At 40.2% G+C, this 17,551-nt stretch carries 17 protein-coding genes and 1 pseudogene; 10 read left to right on the forward strand and 8 right to left on the reverse strand.

All coding sequences use genetic code 11. The annotated features are described in order from the left end of the window. Positions 1-77: 77 nt before the first annotated feature. The 9 genes from nlpI (at position 78) to P20480_RS12910 (ending at position 8,473) form a co-directional block, all read left to right on the forward strand. Positions 78-956 carry a lipoprotein NlpI gene (gene nlpI / locus P20480_RS12950; RefSeq protein ID WP_010555983.1) on the forward strand — a complete coding sequence of 293 codons (879 nt, stop codon included), beginning with the start codon at positions 78-80 and terminating at the stop codon, positions 954-956. A gap of 1 nt (position 957) precedes the next feature. Further along, positions 958-2,067 carry a hypothetical protein gene (locus P20480_RS12945; RefSeq protein WP_008128104.1) on the forward strand — a complete coding sequence of 370 codons (1,110 nt, stop codon included), beginning with the start codon at positions 958-960 and terminating at the stop codon, positions 2,065-2,067. 200 nt (positions 2,068-2,267) lie between these two features. Continuing rightward, positions 2,268-5,060 carry a monovalent cation/H+ antiporter subunit A gene (locus P20480_RS12940; RefSeq protein WP_033025209.1) on the forward strand — a complete coding sequence of 931 codons (2,793 nt, stop codon included), beginning with the start codon at positions 2,268-2,270 and terminating at the stop codon, positions 5,058-5,060. Continuing rightward, entirely contained in the window at positions 5,060-5,413 is a 354-nt protein-coding gene (locus P20480_RS12935) for a Na+/H+ antiporter subunit C (protein ID WP_008128110.1), read from the forward strand. The genes P20480_RS12940 and P20480_RS12935 overlap by 1 nt, the downstream gene beginning before the upstream one ends. After that, entirely contained in the window at positions 5,410-6,927 is a 1,518-nt protein-coding gene (locus tag P20480_RS12930) for a monovalent cation/H+ antiporter subunit D (protein WP_008128112.1), read from the forward strand. Before P20480_RS12935 ends, P20480_RS12930 begins: the two co-directional genes overlap by 4 nt. Beyond that, positions 6,927-7,463 (forward strand): Na+/H+ antiporter subunit E, encoded by a 537-nt coding sequence (locus P20480_RS12925; RefSeq protein ID WP_008128114.1) that lies wholly within the window; start codon positions 6,927-6,929, stop codon positions 7,461-7,463. Before P20480_RS12930 ends, P20480_RS12925 begins: the two co-directional genes overlap by 1 nt. Further along, positions 7,457-7,726, forward strand: coding sequence for a K+/H+ antiporter subunit F (locus P20480_RS12920; protein WP_006793386.1), 270 nt, complete (start codon positions 7,457-7,459; stop codon positions 7,724-7,726). The genes P20480_RS12925 and P20480_RS12920 overlap by 7 nt, the downstream gene beginning before the upstream one ends. Before the next feature lie 9 nt (positions 7,727-7,735). Next, on the forward strand, positions 7,736-8,068 hold the full coding sequence (locus tag P20480_RS12915) for a Na+/H+ antiporter subunit G (protein WP_006793387.1): 333 nt from the start codon (positions 7,736-7,738) through the stop codon (positions 8,066-8,068). Between the two features lie 189 nt (positions 8,069-8,257). After that, complete coding sequence (locus P20480_RS12910) at positions 8,258-8,473, forward strand: TIGR02450 family Trp-rich protein (protein ID WP_008128120.1); 216 nt, start codon at positions 8,258-8,260, stop codon at positions 8,471-8,473. A gap of 156 nt (positions 8,474-8,629) precedes the next feature. Here P20480_RS12910 and P20480_RS12905 read toward each other — a convergent pair whose 3' ends face one another. Continuing rightward, the gene (locus P20480_RS12905; RefSeq protein WP_006793389.1) at positions 8,630-8,872 is read right to left on the reverse strand and encodes an RNA recognition motif domain-containing protein; all 243 of its coding nucleotides are present in this window, start codon (positions 8,870-8,872) and stop codon (positions 8,630-8,632) included. 220 nt (positions 8,873-9,092) lie between these two features. Here P20480_RS12905 and P20480_RS12900 point away from each other — a divergent pair, with 220 nt between their 5' ends. Then, positions 9,093-10,370: a VCBS domain-containing protein gene (locus P20480_RS12900; RefSeq protein ID WP_033025217.1), complete on the forward strand. Its 1,278-nt coding sequence runs from the start codon at positions 9,093-9,095 to the stop codon at positions 10,368-10,370. Positions 10,371-10,454: 84 nt separating this feature from the next. Here the strand turns inward: P20480_RS12900 and lipA are convergent, their stop codons facing one another. The 7 genes and pseudogenes from lipA to mrdA form a co-directional block, all read right to left on the reverse strand. Beyond that, the gene (gene lipA / locus P20480_RS12895; protein ID WP_004585911.1) at positions 10,455-11,420 is read right to left on the reverse strand and encodes a lipoyl synthase; all 966 of its coding nucleotides are present in this window, start codon (positions 11,418-11,420) and stop codon (positions 10,455-10,457) included. Continuing rightward, a complete protein-coding gene (lipB, locus tag P20480_RS12890) occupies positions 11,417-12,070 on the reverse strand; it encodes a lipoyl(octanoyl) transferase LipB (protein WP_006793391.1) in 654 nt (217 codons plus the stop codon). The genes lipA and lipB overlap by 4 nt, the downstream gene beginning before the upstream one ends. 19 nt (positions 12,071-12,089) lie before the next feature. Next, positions 12,090-12,368 (reverse strand): DUF493 family protein YbeD, encoded by a 279-nt coding sequence (ybeD, locus tag P20480_RS12885; RefSeq protein ID WP_006793392.1) that lies wholly within the window; start codon positions 12,366-12,368, stop codon positions 12,090-12,092. Between the two features lie 168 nt (positions 12,369-12,536). Continuing rightward, positions 12,537-13,700, reverse strand: a complete 1,164-nt coding sequence (locus P20480_RS12880) for a serine hydrolase (RefSeq protein WP_008128128.1) — start codon at positions 13,698-13,700, stop codon at positions 12,537-12,539. Positions 13,701-13,800: 100 nt separating this feature from the next. Then, positions 13,801-14,565, reverse strand: coding sequence for a septal ring lytic transglycosylase RlpA family protein (locus P20480_RS12875; RefSeq protein ID WP_033025211.1), 765 nt, complete (start codon positions 14,563-14,565; stop codon positions 13,801-13,803). Beyond that, positions 14,565-15,670, reverse strand: a pseudogene (gene rodA, locus P20480_RS12870) (rod shape-determining protein RodA). Before rodA ends, P20480_RS12875 begins: the two are co-directional and overlap by 1 nt. Then, positions 15,667-17,547, reverse strand: a complete 1,881-nt coding sequence (mrdA, locus tag P20480_RS12865; RefSeq protein WP_033025212.1) for a penicillin-binding protein 2 — start codon at positions 17,545-17,547, stop codon at positions 15,667-15,669. The pseudogene rodA and the gene mrdA overlap by 4 nt, the downstream one beginning before the upstream one ends. Positions 17,548-17,551: the final 4 nt, after the last annotated feature.

Here is a 17,551-nt window from a genome sequence, read left to right on the forward strand (position 1 = left end):
AACAGTGTATGTGCAACTATGAACCAAATCATTCGTCGTCAGTCATAAGGCTACCAACCTTGGTATTAAGGATTTTAATGATTTTCAAACACATTGCTTTGGCGTCTTTTGCTATTTTGTCTTTAAGCGCTTGCCAAACAACAACCCAATCAGAATCAGCACCTGTAGTAAACGTGCCTTTCACTGCGCCCTTAGCGTCTGATTTTCGCAGTGAAATAGCTATCGCACGTTATTCAGAATTACTTAATAGAGCTGATTTAACGCCAGAGCAACAAGCAAAGTTATATTACGATCGCGGAGTGCTGTTTGATAGTTTAGGCATGACCACTTTATCGCGCATTGACTTTAACCGTGCGGTAAAACTTAAGCCTGACTTAGCTGAGGTGTATAATTTTTTAGGTATTCAACACACATTAATGCAGCAATATGAAAAAGCATATGAGCTTTTTGATTCTGCGTTAGAGCTAGATGAAGAACACGAATACGCTTACTTGAACCGCGGTATTGCGCTTTATTATGGCGATAGGCCCAGTATTGCAAAAACAGACTTCAGTCAATTTTTAGCGCGTTCTCCTAACGACCCGTATCGCGTTTTGTGGGTGTATTTAGCACAAGCTAAATTAGACAAAGATTCAGCAGTTGCTGAGCTAAAAACTAACTCTAAAGCGCTTGATGACTCGCAATGGGCATATCAGTTAATCTCACTTTTTGCGGGTGATATGAGTGAGCATACATTTTTATCTGGTGTAAGCGATGGCGTTAAGTCAGAGCAAGAATATGCCCAGCGTTTGTGCGAAGCTTATTTTTACTTAGCAAAGCTACACCAAGCAGCGGGTGATACCTATGTTGCCGCTGATTATTTTAGATTGGCACTATCTACTAATGTACATGAGTTTATAGAATACAAATATGCTCGCTTAGAGCTTGAACTTTTAATGGAAGCAGACGCAAGTTAGTGTGTTAAAAACAACATTAGCATTACTTTTTAGCTTGTTGGTTGCAGGGTCGAGCAACAGCTATGGTGGTATTGGCTTTTGGCAGGTATTAAATGCCAAAGCCGAACCGCTACAATTATATTGGCAGTTTCCTCGCTACTTTTTAGCAAATATAAATAAACTGCCTAAAAATACTCTTGGCCTACTTGCTAGGCATCACATACCTTCTGCTCAATACGAGTATTCTTTACACCTGATCAAAAAAGACCAAGCTGAAGCAGCGAAGTTATTTTGGCGACTGAGTTTACCAAAAATAAGTAATTTTCAGCTGGCCAAGTTATCCCAGCAATTACTTGTTACTAAGCAATGGGACGATCTTAAACTATTAAACACGTTAGGCTACCTAGAGCCTGGTTTTGTATTAAATCACCTTAACTTACACAATGGTGTTATTCACACACAGATCCCCGAACCATTTTTGCACTCATTGGACTTTTTATCGTTAAATTCTACTATTGCCGTAAATAAAAAATGCCAGTTTAATGTTTTAACGATGAGCGATCATCGAAGTGGACTTTATAAGTTATCGGCATTAATCAAAACTTATAATAAAAATCCGGAGCCAAGACAGGACGCTTTTTGCTTTAGTAAGCCAGTGTATGTGGGTGGTGCTTTAAAGTGCAACAATAGCATGAGCAAAGCGGCTAATTGTGATTGGCAATCTTCTTTAATAAATAAACAATTTTTAAGAAAATTCGATTTTGTTGTAATGATGCCCAAATATGGAAGTGCTAATGTTAGCCGCGGCATTATGCAATTAAATTCAGACGCCAATTATGGGATTTTTTTGCATGAGCTAATGCACTTTAATGGCTTTGAAGATGAGTATGTTTTACCCAAAGCTAAGCAGGCTTGGTTGTGTAAAATGAGAGGCTTAGTTGCTCCTAACTTGTATATTGCACAAAAAGATGAAAAATCACCAAAAGGTTGGCATAGAAGTAAAAGCTGCCAGAGTGGCGGTGTAGCCTACAAACCAAGTAAAGACTGGTCAATTCTAGAATATCAACAGATAAAGCTCTCTGATCAATACAGGGCCCTTTGGTTAGCACATATAGATAAAATTAAGCGTTAATATGTCTATAACCATTGGTTTTTAAGTCCCTATTTTCTCACTTAAAATTAACTCAACATGCTTCGCTTTTTATAGACAAAATATCTGTTATTGAGTATAACTATTACCATTAATGTCGTTTAAAAACAGGCAGTAAAAGCATCACTTAATGTATAAAAGTGGCGCCCTGATAAACTTATGATTATAAAAGGCCCTACATTATGACTTTGCTCTGGATACCCTTGTTATCCTTGATTGGCAGTGTTATTTCTGCATTCACAGGCAAACTTTCTCGCAATCAAAGTACATTTGCTACTGTGCTTGCACCGTTAACCGCTTTGGGGATTACTTTATACCATGCACCAGCGGTTCTTGCCGGTGAAACTATCCGCTATTCCTTAGCGTGGATCCCCTCTATTGGTCTAGATTTATCGCTTCGTATAGACGGTTTAAGCCTCTTGTTTATGTTTATGATATTAGGCATTGGTTTGCTTGTTATTGTATATACACGTTATTATCTCAGCGCCAATGACTCAATGGCTAAGCTTTATAGCTACTTAATGTTATTTATGACTGCAATGCTAGGCATTGTTATGTCTAATAACGTTATACAGCTATGGCTATTTTGGGAATTGACCAGTATCAGTTCTTTTTTATTGATAAGTTATTGGTGGCATAAATCTGAAGCGCGTAAGGGCGCGCGAATGGCTTTAGCCGTAACGGGTGCGGGTGGTTTAGCACTACTTGGCGGGTTAATGTTACTAGGTGATATTGTTGGCAGTTATGACTTAGATGTTATTTTGGCAAGTAAAGCCATTATTCAATCCCATGATTTATACGAGTTAGCACTTGTTTTAGTATTGCTGGGTGCATTTACTAAATCGGCTCAGTTTCCGTTTCATTTTTGGTTACCTCATGCAATGGCGGCCCCTACGCCCGTTAGCGCTTACTTGCACTCAGCAACGATGGTTAAAGCCGGTATCTTTTTACTTGCGCGCTTTTATCCAGCTTTAGCTGGAACCGAAATGTGGTTTTTATTAGTTGGTTTAACTGGTTTAGCTACATTGTTATTTGGTGCTTACATAGCGTTATTTAAGCACGATTTAAAGGGGTTACTTGCGTATTCGACAATTAGCCATTTAGGTTTGATCACGCTATTGCTTGGCCTTGATACCGAGCTTGCAACGGTTGCAGCCATATTCCATATAATTAACCACGCAACATTTAAAGCGTCGTTATTTATGGCTACTGGTATTATTGACCATGAAACAGGCACGCGTGATATGCGTAAACTTAATGGTATGTGGCGGTTTATGCCTTATACCGCAACTCTTGCAATGGTTGCTGCTGCAGCTATGGCGGGCGTACCTCTACTCAATGGTTTCTTATCTAAAGAAATGTTTTTTGCCGAAACACTACATCAGCAAGTACTTGGATCTATGTCATGGTTAATACCTGTACTTGCAACGGTGGCAGGTGCATTTGCAGTCGCCTATTCAGCACGCTTTATTCACGATGTATTTTTTAACGGCGACCCAATAGACTTACCTAGAACACCGCATGAACCGCCACGTTATATGCGTGTGCCAATAGAAATACTGGTTGTGCTATGTATTTTGGTGGGTATTTTCCCAAGCTTTACTGTTGATAGTATTTTATCTGCGGCGTCATTAGCGGTGTTAGGGGAGGCGATGCCAGAGTACAAGTTAACAATTTGGCATGGTTTTAATCTACCGTTACTGATGAGTGCAATGGCCGTTGTAGGTGGTTTGTTTATTTACGTGAATCGCAAATATTTATTTCAATTTCAGGCTTCACTGCCCACATTAAATGCTAAAAAAACCTTTGAACGTGCAGTGCTGAGTGTAGTTGCATGGTGTCAGAGTAAGATTAACAGCACTGAAAATGGTTCTTTACAGCGCTATTTGGTTATTATGCTGGGTGTCGTATTACTTTGTGCCGGTTGGCCATTATTTGAAATGCAACAATTAGCTGGCAGTATGCCGCGCACACCTGTTGATGTGCATAATGCGATTGGTGCTGGTTTATTAATAATTGGCGCAATAGCCACCGTTATTTGGCACAGATCGAGAATGGTCGCACTGTTGATGCTGTCTATAGTAGGCTTGATGGTGTCGGTTTTATTCACTCGTTTTTCTGCGCCAGATTTAGCGTTAACTCAGCTTACTGTTGAGGTGGCCACTATTATATTGCTTATGCTTGCGTTGTTCTTTTTACCTCAACATACGCCTAAAGAGTCTAGCTCGTTGCGAGTACTGCGCGACTTAGGAATTGCCTCTACTATTGGTGTAGTGGTTGCGAGTATTTGTTATGCGATATTAACGCGTCCGTTAAATTCTATTTCTGACTACTTTGTCGCTAATGCCAAAACAGGTGGTGGCGGTACAAACGTGGTTAACGTTATTTTGGTCGACTTTAGGGGATTTGACACCCTAGGTGAAATAACGGTACTGGGTATAGCCGCATTAGGGATATTTAAAGTGCTTTCACGTATCCCATTATTTATGCCTGCCAGTGATAGCGAAGGACGTCCATGGGCGCGTGAGCGTTACCCAATATTACTTGCAAGTATTTCACAAAGCTTATTGCCGTTGGCGTTGTTAGTATCAGCGTATATATTCTTGCGTGGTCACAACTTACCAGGTGGTGGTTTTATTGCTGGTTTGGTTACGTCAATTGCTTTCATATTGCAGTACATGGCACATGGCTCTAACTGGATCACCGAGCGTTTTGACATCAACTACCGTAAAATTATTGCCTCGGGGATAGGTATCGCAATGTTTACTGGTGTAGGCAGCTGGTTCTTCGGTAGGCCATTTTTAACCACGTGGTTTGATTACTTTGATATTCCGTTTGTAGGTAAAACAGAACTTGCTAGTGCAATTGTGTTTGACCTTGGCGTGTACCTCACCGTAGTAGGTGCAACATTAATGATTTTAGCTAGTTTGGGTAATATGACTTCCGATGCCCCTAAAAAAGAGGTGAATATTTAATGGAGCTATTATACGCATCGTGCGTTGGTGTATTAGTTAGCTGCGGTGTATTTTTACTGTTGAGAGCACGGACGTTTCCTGTAGTACTGGGTCTTACCATGATTTCGTATGCAGTAAACTTATTTTTATTTTCATCGGGGCGTTTAACTATAAATAAAGCAGTGGTACTTGGTACCGGAGCAGATTACGCCGATCCACTTCCTCAAGCCTTGGTTTTAACCGCAATTGTAATTGGTTTTGCAATGACAGCATTTGTGGTTATTTTGGCTATTCGTGGACGTGCTGATTTAGGGAGCGATCATGTTGATGGAAGCCCAGTTAAATCAGCTGCTGTAGTTAAGGAGCAAAAATGATTCAACATTTAGCATCCTTACCTATTTTATTACCTATGCTTGCAGCGGTTATTTTGTTACTTCCACCGTGTGGTAAAAGTGTAAAAATTCGCCGTTACGCATCAAATGCTATGGCGCTTATTACGTTTGCCGTTAGTGTGTTTTTATTAATGCATATTTACAATACGGGTATCAGTGTTTATGCAATTGGTGATTGGTCGGCCCCTTTTGGGATAGTACTTGTGGCCGACAATTTATCAACATTACTCGTAGCGCTAACCTCGTTTTTAGGACTTGGGGCCATTTTATATGGCAGTGCGGGCGATGATGAAAAAGGGAGCTTTTATCACCCCCTAGTTCATTTTTTAGTATTGGGTGTTAACGGTGCTTTTTTAACGGGTGATTTGTTTAACCTGTTTGTATTTTTTGAAGTTTTACTTATTGCATCGTATGCATTACTTATGCACGGTGGCGACAAACAAAACACACGTGCAGCGCTACAGTATGTCATTTTAAATTTAGTGGGCTCAAGTGTATTTTTAATAGGTTTAGGTATTTTATATGGCGTATTAGGTACATTGAATATAGCTGATATGGCGCAAAAGGTATCACAGCTTAATGGTGACGATGTATTTATTGCTAAAGCCGGTGGTTTATTACTACTTATTGTATTTGCTTTAAAAGGCGCATTATTGCCCCTACATTTATGGCTTCCAAATACCTATGCAAGCGCTAAACCTGTTGTTGCAGCCTTATTTGCTATTATGACTAAGGTGGGCGTATATGCCATGCTGCGTGTTTACACCGTTATATTTGGTGAACAGGCGGGTGCACTTGAGCACATGGTACAACCTTGGCTTTGGGGATTAGCAATTGCCACTATTATCGTCGGAGCTATGGGCGCAATAGCCGCGCAAGACTTGCGTAAGTTAACTGCTAATTTAGTGTTAGTGTCGGTAGGTACATTAGTTGCGCTAGTGGCTTTACAAAATGTAAATGCAACGGCTGCATTATTATATTACTTAGTGCATTCAACATTAGTGAGTGCCGCGTTATTTTTATTAGCCGACTTAATTGCTAAGCAACGTGGAAAAGTTGCCGACAGGCTTGTTGGTGGGCGTGCAGTTAAACAGCCGCTTTTACTTGGGGCATGTTTTGTTGTTGCCGCTTTAACAGTAGTAGGTATGCCGCCGTTATCTGGCTTTGTTGGTAAAATATGGATACTAAAATCAACTTTAAATAGTGAGCAGGCCTTAGTATTTTGGCCCGTTTATTTAATAACAAGCTTTGCATTGCTAGTTGCACTTTCTCGTGCGGGTACAAGCTTGTTTTGGGAAAGAAAAGATAAACGCAGCGAAAGCCCAGACTGCGCTGATGCAAACCCATTACAAGTTACGGTAATTATAGGGTTACTCGCATGTTCGCCATTATTAGTTATTTTTGGCGGGCCGATTAGCGAATACATGATAGGTGCTGCTACGCAATTACATGATATTAGCGGTGGCATAAATGCTGTACTAAAAGGAGGCATGTAATGAGACTGCAAGCCCGTTTTCGTTGGTTACCAACACCATTTCGTAGCTTATTTTTGTTTATAGTATGGTTGTTGCTCAATAATAGTGTGTCGGTTGGTCATATTGTACTGGCAACATTTTTTGCTATTTTTATTCCTATTTTAAGCTTCTCGTTTAGAGATCCTCAGCCGCTTATATTAAAGCCAGGGCTAGCTCTAAAACAATTTTTAATTGTACTTTACGATATTATTGTAGCTAACTTACAGGTTGCGTTATTAATTGTTGGGCCTTCCAAAAAATTACGCCCCGCATTTATTAAAGTCCCCTTAGACTTAACACATGATATGCCGATTACAATTTTAGCAAGCAGTGTGTCGTTAACACCCGGTACTGTAAGTGCGGAGGTGTACCCTATTCCTGAATCGTTAGCACAGGGCGAGAAAATGACACAGCGTTATTTGCTCATACATGTACTTGACCTTGATAACGAAGCCGAGCTTATCAAGCATATTAAAAAGCGTTACGAAGCTCCACTAAAGGAGATATTTCAATGTTAGATACCGTATTACTTATCGTTTTTGCCATGATAGGGCTCTCTTTATTACTTAATTTGTGGCGCCTTATTATAGGGCCTTCGATTCCTGATAGAGTTTTAGCCCTTGATACTATGTATATTAATGTTATTGCACTTATTGTTTTATACAGCATAAGTATGGGAACAGGCTTGTATTTTGAGGCTGCATTGTTGATAGCCATGTTAGGGTTTGTAAGCACTGTTGCGGTGTGTAAGTATTTACTACGTGGCGATATAATTGAATAGGGTGGCAAGATGATTAGTGAGTGGGTTGTATCAATTTTATTGTTATTTGGCGGCACGTTTATTTTAATTGGTTCGTTAGGCTTATTAAAACTGCCCGATTTTTTTATGCGTTTACATGGCCCAACAAAGGCCACCACTTTAGGTATGGCAAGTATATTAATTGCCGCCATGGTATTTTTTGCAAACTCTGAAACGGGTTTAAGCGTTAAGGAAATATTGATCACTATATTTCTATTAATTACTGCCCCAATAAGTGGCTATATGTTAATTAAGTCGGCTATTCATCACAAACTCAAGCCAAAAGAGGGAACCAAAGGCCTAGACAATATTGAAGATGATTAAGCTTTATTAATTATTACACTATCTAGGTAGTGCCATAGCAATGATGGTTCTTAAACCGAATAAAGAAATTTATTCGGTTTTTTGTTACTAGAGAAGTCGTTAACGCTTTTATTTAAGAGTGATTAATTGAGCTTGAGAACATGATTGTGCGTATTAAGCCTTACAAATTGACAAGAAACTTTAAATTTTATGAATAACATAAACCCAAAAAAATTACTCAATAGCAAATGGACTGCAACGCCTGCCATTAATAAAGAAAAGCATTTTGTAATTGTGGAGGTAGAGTACGATGAAGATGCTAACGTGATAGCGTGTGTTACTGAGTCTGTGTTTTCTAAAAACCAATACCCCATTAGTTGGCGCGATCTCAAAAACACAGAAAAATGGCGTCAAGGTTGGAAGTAGCTTTAATAAATTTATATAAATTAATGGATTGAAATTTAAACATATAGTTAAAGTAGTTTAAAGCCATCAATTTTAGGGAAGATCAGATTGATAAAAAATAACACCAACAATAAAAAACCAGCATTTAGCTGGTTTAAAAAAGTGTTTAGCTAACAGCTATTTTTCATCTGCGTATTTTACGCGAATCTTACTTTTATCAACGGTTAATTGATTAAGTGCTTTAATAGCGCTTTTGCTTTCAATATCGTTTGGCATTTCTACAAAGGCAAATCCTTTAGATTGGCCAGTTTCTTTATCGAGTACTAAGTTACAGGTAGTCACTTTGCCGTGCGCTGAAAACAATGTACGAAGATCTTGCTCTGATGTAGTGCGAGATAAGTTACGAACTAATAATTTCATATTTAACCTAAATAATGGTATCGGGTAGATTATCTCAAGTAACTTGGTTTTAACCTAATTATATTTTTAGCATTGTTATTGCTGTTAGTTTAAAACACTTAACTAGCCCTGAAAGCGAATAATGAGTTATTGGTAATAAATAACTAGTTATTAAAATTAATAATTGGTAAGTTATATTTTTAAAAGTTTACTTACCATTAATGTGTTGGGCTGGTTTGTTATGTCGATATTTCGTTTGAGTGTATTAAATATCTATACAGTGTGCTTTTTAAGTTTTTCATTATTGGGCTGTGGGAGTTCGAGTTCGAAAAATGAGTTAGTCAGCACTGAGCTGTCGGTACAATCTGCCGCAATTATCAGAAGGGAAATATCAGCAAATATAGAAAGCAATCGTCAAAGTGCAGTCGTGGGTGAGCTTTCTATAACAGATGAGCAAGCTGGTGAGGCGGTGTTTATTACTCAGACGAGCAGTCAAACACGTTATGGTATATTTAATCTTTCAAGCAATGGTAGTTGGTCTTACACCCTGGACCTCGCTGACACAAACGTGACCGCATTAGATATAGGTGACACATTACTTGATGAAATAGTAATTAGCTCTGCGGATGGCACTAAAGCGACAATAAGCATTACCGTTGTTGGCGTAGTACAGCCAGATAATTTTGTAGTAAGCGATGAAACAACCCTAAATGCTGATGGCGTTAATTTAGGCCTCAGCGCTTATACGTTAATAGAAAATGTATTTAGTGAAGGCTCAATTGAATCGCCTGATATGTATAGCGGTAATCATGAAGGTGTTATACATATAGTGGAAGATACAGACGATATTGTAGGTAATCACTTTGTATTTTTAGCTCATCGCGATGAAGACCAAGATAAAGACAAAGGCCCGAGTGATCGTCAGCGTAACGAAATTAAGTCCTATGATAAATCACCCCCGGCAACGCTTGCTTTTGAAAATGAAACCGTACAATACAACTGGAAGTTTAAAGTAAGTAGTGAGCTTGAGTTAACGAGTAAATTCAGTCACTTTTTCCAAATAAAAGCCCGTAACGATACCAACGACAATACCAATGGCAACGACGATCAACCTATCATTACGCTCTCTGGTGCTCAAAAAAACAGTACAGGGAACCAGTTACAATTAAGGTATAGCGCAGGTTTTGATGAAAACGGTAACAGTACAGGGCTTGATAAAAACCTTTTAGAAACAGATTGGTCACTTATAACCGATGAGTGGATACAGGTTTTTGTTCAAGCCACATTTAGCGAGGAGGGGCAATTTGAGATGACCCTTACCCGCTTAAGCGACAATGAAGAGCTATTGAATATAAACGAGCAAAATATAGATATGTGGCGAGGCGTAAGAGATGATGACTTTGCACGCCCTAAATGGGGAATTTACCGCTCAATAGTAGAGACCGATAGCCTTCGCGCTGAAGAAGAGCAGGTACGATTTGCTGATTTTGTGATTAAGAAAGGTTCTTTAATAAAGTAATCGACATAATACAATTATAAAATCCACAAAAAAGCCCTTAGTAATTTAATTACCAAGGGCTTTTTTAATGCATTTTAAAAGTAATTATTTTACTTCTTTACCCGCAGCTTGTTGGTCAGCGTGGTAGCTTGAACGAACGAATGGGCCAGAGGCTGCATGTGTAAAGCCAATTTCATCAGCGTATTCTTTCAACGCGTCAAACTCTGCAGGCGGCACGTAACGTTTAACTGGCAAGTGATGCTTAGAAGGTTGTAAATATTGACCAACTGTTAGCATGTCAACGTTATGAGCACGTAGATCACGAAGTACTTCTTCTATTTCGCTAATCTCTTCACCTAGACCAACCATTAAGCCAGACTTAGTTTTTACTTCTGGGTGTGCTTCTTTAAAACGACGAAGTAATTCTAACGACCATTTGTAATCGGCACCTGGGCGCGCAAGTTTGTATAAACGCGGTGCTGTTTCTAGGTTGTGATTAAACACATCAGGTGGCGTTTCAATTAAAATTTCAAGAGCACGGTCCATACGGCCACGGAAATCGGGTACTAAAATTTCGATGGTAATGGTTGGGTTATGCTTACGAATTTCACGGATACAATCGGCAAAGTGCTGTGCGCCGCCATCACGAAGATCATCACGGTCAACCGAGGTAATTACAACGTAGCTAAGCTTCATGTCTTTAATAGTTAGTGCAAGTTTTTCAGGCTCTGCTGCATCAGGTTTTAATGGGCGACCATGAGCAACATCACAAAATGGGCAACGACGCGTACAAATAGCACCTAAAATCATAAAGGTTGCTGTACCGTGGTTAAAACACTCTGATAGGTTTGGGCACGATGCCTCTTCACATACTGAGTGTAAGCCGTGCTTACGCATGGCTTGTTTAATACCGTCAATACGCTCTGTTGACTTTGGTAAGCGAATTTTAAGCCACTCTGGCTTACGCAACATTTCAGTTTTTTCTGTTGGTAAAACTTTAACGGGGATCAACGCCATTTTTTCTGCGTCGCGTAGTTTTACACCTGGTTCCATTTTGACTGGTTTATTCATTCGTTTTCAAACCCTTCAGTATGCTTAACCTGTGCTGCATTAAGCTTTTTAATCATGTGTTTTACGAGTCCTTCACCTGCGCTTTGTAGGTTTTGAGGACCCTCTAATTCTTTTGTTTGCACCATATTCATACCGGCATAACCACACGGGTTGATGCGTAAAAATGGACTTAGGTCCATGTTAACATTTAATGCTAAGCCATGAAATGAGCAGCCGCGGCGAACTCTTAAACCTAATGATGCAATTTTGCTGTCGTTAACGTAAACACCCGGGGCGTCGGCTTTAGCGTATGCTTCAATATTGTATTCAGCAAGCGACTCTATAATGCACTCTTCGAGCCAAGTAACAAGTTCACGCACACCTATCTTTAAACGACGTAGGTTAAATAATACGTACATCATTTGTTGGCCAGGGCCGTGGTAGGTAACTTGGCCACCGCGATCAACTTTAATTACTTCAATGTCGCCAGGGGCAAGTAAATGCTCGTCTTTTCCTGCTTGGCCTTGAGTAAATACACTTTCGTGCTCTACAAGCCAAATTTCATCAGGGGTGTTTTCATCACGTGTATCGGTAAAGTCTTGCATTTTTTGCCAAATAGGCATGTAACGCTGGCGACCTAATTGGCGTACGATTAAAGTGTTTTCGCTCACATCAAATCCCAACTATGGCTTAAAGCATATGGCGTACGTCATCGATATTACTGATCACGTTGTAAATTTCTTCAATGTGTTTACCACTTGTAACCGTAGCTACTAGCGTAACAGACTCATAATTACCTTTACTGCTTGGTTTTACTTTTGGTGCGTAGTCGCCCGGAGCAATAGGTTGTAATTTTGCTAATATTTGATCTGTTAAATTAACGTTGGCTAAACCCATAATTTTAAATGTAAATGGGCAAGGGTACTCTAGGTACTCATCAAATTTAGTATTTTTAACTGGTTGAACCACGTTAGTGACTCCTCATACAAAAGTGTGAACTCTATGTAAAGCACGAAGCTTAATACAGATAGGCGTTTAGCAGTGATGCATATATGGGGCGCATTCTAGCATTTTTCAAGCAAAAAAAAACGCCCCACATGGAGGCGCTTAAATTATATATACTTAGTCATTTACAAGTTATTGCATGATCTGTAAACGTAAGTAGTCATAAATTTTACTAAAGAAGCTGCCTTCTTCCACTTCTTCAAGTGTCACTAGTGGGTATTGCGCAATGTCTTCCCCCTCTAATTGCAAGAATAAAGTGCCTACTTTAGTGCCTTTAGCTAATGGCGCTTCAAGGGTGTTGTCTAGCTCAAAGTTAGCTTTTAGGTTTTTATGCTGACCACGTGGAATAGTGATAGGTGTGTCTTCTAGAATACCTAACGATACATTTTCTTTGTTACCCATCCAAATGCGCTGCTCTGCAAAGCTGTCGCCCGCTTTGTAAGGTGTAATTGTTTCAAAAAAGCGAAAGCCGTAGTTAAGTAGTTTTTTGCTTTCTACTTTACGTGCACGCTCGCTTGAGGTGCCCATAACAACAGCAATTAAACGCATACCATTTTTAGTGGCTGATGTAACTAAGCTGTAGCCAGCTTCAGATGTGTGGCCTGTTTTTATACCATCTACGTCTAAGCTTTCATCCCATAATAGTGAGTTACGGTTGTATTGCTTAATACCATTGTAGGTGTATGATTTTTCTTTATAAATAGCATACTCTTCAGGTACATCTCTGATAAGTGCGGCGCTTAGCGTGGCCATATCACGTGGTGTTGTATAGTGCTCATCAGTATCAAGACCATGGCTATTAATAAAGTGGCTGTTAGTCATACCTAATTTAGCAGCGTGAGCATTCATTAAGTCGGCAAAAGCACTTTCACTGCCTGCTATGTGCTCAGACATAGCAACACAGGCGTCATTACCTGATTGAATAATAATGCCATGATTGAGCTCATCAACACTAATTTGCTTACCCACTTCGATAAACATTTTTGAAGACTCTGGGAAGTTTTTTGCCCATGCTTTTTCGCTAATTGTAACCATGTCGGTAGGGGCTATGTTACCAACTTTAATTTCTGTACCAATTACATAACTGGTCATCATTTTAGTTAAGCTTGCTGGCGCAAGTTTAGTATCGGCTTCGCCTTCAGCAATAACTTTACCTGTTGTAAAGTCTACTAAAAAATAACCCTTTGCATTAACTTGAGGTGGAGCCGGAATAATTTGGGCGCTGGCTGAAAATACGGCGGCTGAACAAACTAAGCCACATACACCTTTGAGGATTTTATGTTTAATTGATTTCATCATACTCATTAATGGTTAAAGTTAAAAATTCGCGTTACGCCATTCTATACCCAAACACCCCCGAGATGCGAGTGTCGTTAGGCTGGTTTGGGTATTTGTCTTACTGAGTGTAAAGCAAGAACGCGTTTTGAAATTGATTTTGTTTTAATTTTTTTAATACTTTTTCTGCATGTTGGGCGTTTTGTATTGGCCCCAAATGTAATCTGTAAATAGTGTCTTTTTTCACAATGTTTGTTGGTAATTTATATTGTTGGCGTAAGCGTTGTGCAAGGGCTTCAATATTTGCCAATGTACTGCCTGCAGCTACTTGAATATACGTTTTATTCGCAGCAGAATTCGAAAGCGTAACCGCCTCAAGCTTAACCTTTGCTGTACCGTGAGTATAGTAGCCGAGCTTGTATGCAGCCGCATATGACAGGTCAATAATTCTGTCATCATGAAAAGGCCCACGGTCGTTTACGCGTACAATTACTGACTTACCATTTTGCGTGTTTGTAACACGAACAAAACTAGGTAAAGGTAATGTTTTATGCGCGGCGGTCATGGCAAACATATCGTATATTTCACCATTTGAAGTGTGGTATCCGTGAAACTTTCTGCCGTACCACGATGCAATGCCTTCTTCTTTGTAACCCGTTTCGTCAAGCATTGGGGTATACCGTTTACCTAGCACCTCGTAGGGGCGAGAAGCACTAGCACTTTTTTGCACCTCAGTAACAATAGCATCCTGCATTTCAAGCGCTGTGGGTGCTCTAAGAGGGGCTGAATCATGGCGCATATGGTAACGCCCACTCGAACCACTACTACAGGCACTGACAGTGATAGCGATTAAGATGATTATTAGAGTCTGAGCGTAACATTGCATTATTTTAAAAGCATCCTTTTGTCTGTCGCAATCGACATAATAATACCAAAGCCGGCCATTAGCGTAATCATCGATGTGCCACCATAACTTATCAGGGGTAAGGGCACACCAACAACAGGTAGTAGTCCTGATACCATGCCAATATTTACAAATATATAAACAAAAAAGTTAAAGTCAGTGCGCCAGCTAACAGCTTTCCAAATGCGTCTTGTGCATTTACTGCAATATATAAGCTGCGGCCAATTATAAACAAGTACAAGCTAAGTAAAACGCAGACACCAAATAAGCCAAACTCCTCACTTAATACCGAAAAAATAAAATCGGTATGCCGTTCAGGTAAAAACTCAAGTTGTGACTGTGTACCTTGCAACCAGCCTTTACCTTCGACACCGCCAGAACCAATGGCTATTTTAGATTGAATAATATGATAACCCGAGCCAAGAGGGTCGCTCTCCGGATCTAAAAATGTTAGTACGCGTTGTCGTTGATAAGCATGCATACCGTACTGCCAAAATGGCCATGCTGCTAAGGCAACCGCAGCACTTAAAAAGCTAATTAATCGCCAGCTCAACCCTGATAAAAAAAGTACAAATATGCCAGAGCTTGCAATCAGTATTGATGTTCCTAAGTCTGGTTGCTCTTTAATTAATAATGTAGGCAGCATCACTATCGCAAAGCCAAAAATTAAGTGTAGTGGTCGTGGTGGTAAATGTTTACGGCCAATATACCAAGCTACCATCATAGGTACTGCTAGCTTCATTAATTCTGAGGGTTGAAAGCGAGTTAACCCTAAATCAAGCCAACGTTGCGCGCCTTTAGAGCTCACACCAAATAACAACACACCAACCAGCATTAATAACCCAACGCAGTACATCGGTATAGTGAGTCTTTTCAGTGTCGCGGGAGGAATTTGTGCAAGTACTACCATGGCAATGATGGCCACACCCATCCGCGTCATGTGTCTTACCATCATCGCTGACTCTTGGCCACTTGCGCTGTACACAACCGTAATGCTTCCAGCCATCATAAGTAAAATGGCAATAAGTAAAGGCAAATCTAAATGCATGCGCATCCAAATAGAGCGCTTGTCATGCAGGGCGGTCATAGGGTGTTATTCCTTGCCAGTTCAACAGGGTTAGCTGCAAAGTAATAATCCATTAACTGTCTGGCAATAGGTGCGCCAACCGTGCTGCCACCACCATTATTTTCAACAACAATAGACACAACTATTTGAGGATTATTGTAAGGGGCAAACCCCACATAAATGGCATTATCGCGTTGTCGCTCTTTAAGTGATTCTGCATCGTACTTTTCACCTTGTGCAATGCTCACAACTTGTGCCGTGCCCGTTTTACCTGCAGGGTCGTAGTTTACGCCCTTAAACGCTTTGTGGGCGGTGCCTGTGACTTTAGTTACGGTATTGTGCATAGCATCAATGGCTATACGCCAATTGTCAGGATTGTTCAGTACTACAGGTGGCTTTTCTTCATTATTTATTTGCGTCACATCGTCCTCTTTTTTAGCCACTTGCGCTAAGTGAGGAGGGTGGTTAACCCCTTTGTTAACAAGTATGTTAGTTGCATTAGCAATTTGAATCGGTGTTGCGGTCCAATATCCTTGGCCAATGCCTACAGAAATTGTATCGCCACGCCACCATGACTCTTTAAATCTGTTTTCTTTCCATTCTTTTGAAGGCAATATCGCGGTGGTTTCTTCGTGTATATCTATACCCGATAGGTCGCCAAAACCAAAGCGCGCCATAAAATTACTAATTTTTGTAATGCCTAATCGGTACGCGGTATCGTAAAAGTACGTATCGCACGACTCTTCAATGGCTTTGTATACATCCACATGGCCATGGCCCCAACGTTTCCAGTCGCGCCATTTGTGCTCTACGTTTTGAATTTGGAAAAAGCCCGGGTCCCACATGGTTGTCCCTTCCGTCACCATGTTTTCTTCAAGTGCTAAAATAGCCATATGCGGTTTAATGGTGGATGCTGGTGCGTATCGGCCTTGGGTAGCCCTATTAATGAGTGGGCGATCTGGGTTAAGAAGTGCCTTATAATTTTTACTGCTAATACCGTGTACAAATAAATTGGGGTCGTAGCTTGGGTTCGAATATAGCGCAAGTATTCCGCCATCTTTTGCATCCATTACGACAACCGCACCGCGCATGTCTTTGAGTGCATGTTGGGCTATTTGTTGCAGGCCAATATCGAGCGTTAACACTAAATCACTACCTGGCTGTGGGGGAAGCATACTCAGGGTGCGGATAACACGACCACGGTTATTAACTTCTACACGTTGCGAACCGACTTGACCATGTAAAAGTTGCTCGTAGTATTTTTCAATACCGAGTTTGCCAATATCGTGGGTTGCACGATAGTTTGTGGCTTGGCCTTCTTGTTCGAGCTTGTTCAGCTCTTTTCGGTTTAGCTTTGCAACATAACCTAGGGCATGAGTAAGCGTGTCGCCGAATGGGTAATAACGTGCTAAACGGGCTTCGATACTAAACCCGGGGAATTTATGCTGGTTAACCGAAAATGTAGCAACATCGGCTTCATCAAGGCGCGCTTTAAGTACTTGCGATTTAAAACGGCGCGTGTTTTTTATATCTTTTAAAAAATCTTGTTTTTCTTGTTCTGTAATCGTGATTAGTTGGCTTACTTGCTCAAGTGATTTTTCAAGGTTATCAACCTCCTCGGGGATCACCTCGAGATTATAAACGGGTTTGTTCTCAGCAAGCAGTACACCGTTTCGGTCGTAAATTAAACCGCGATTAGGTGCAATAGGAATAACTTTAATACGGTTGTCGTTGGAGCGGGTTTGATAATCTTGGTGGTCTTTTACTTGAATATTGTAAAGATTAGTAATTAAAACAGCTACTAACCCTAATACAAAAACAAAACCCACAAATGCACGCCGTGCAAACAAATTTGCTTCTGCGGAGTGATCGCGAATAGTGGGTCTTTGTTTTAGCATAGCA

The organism is Pseudoalteromonas sp. BSi20480 (assembly GCF_000241365.1).
Lineage (GTDB): Bacteria > Pseudomonadota > Gammaproteobacteria > Enterobacterales > Alteromonadaceae > Pseudoalteromonas > Pseudoalteromonas marina.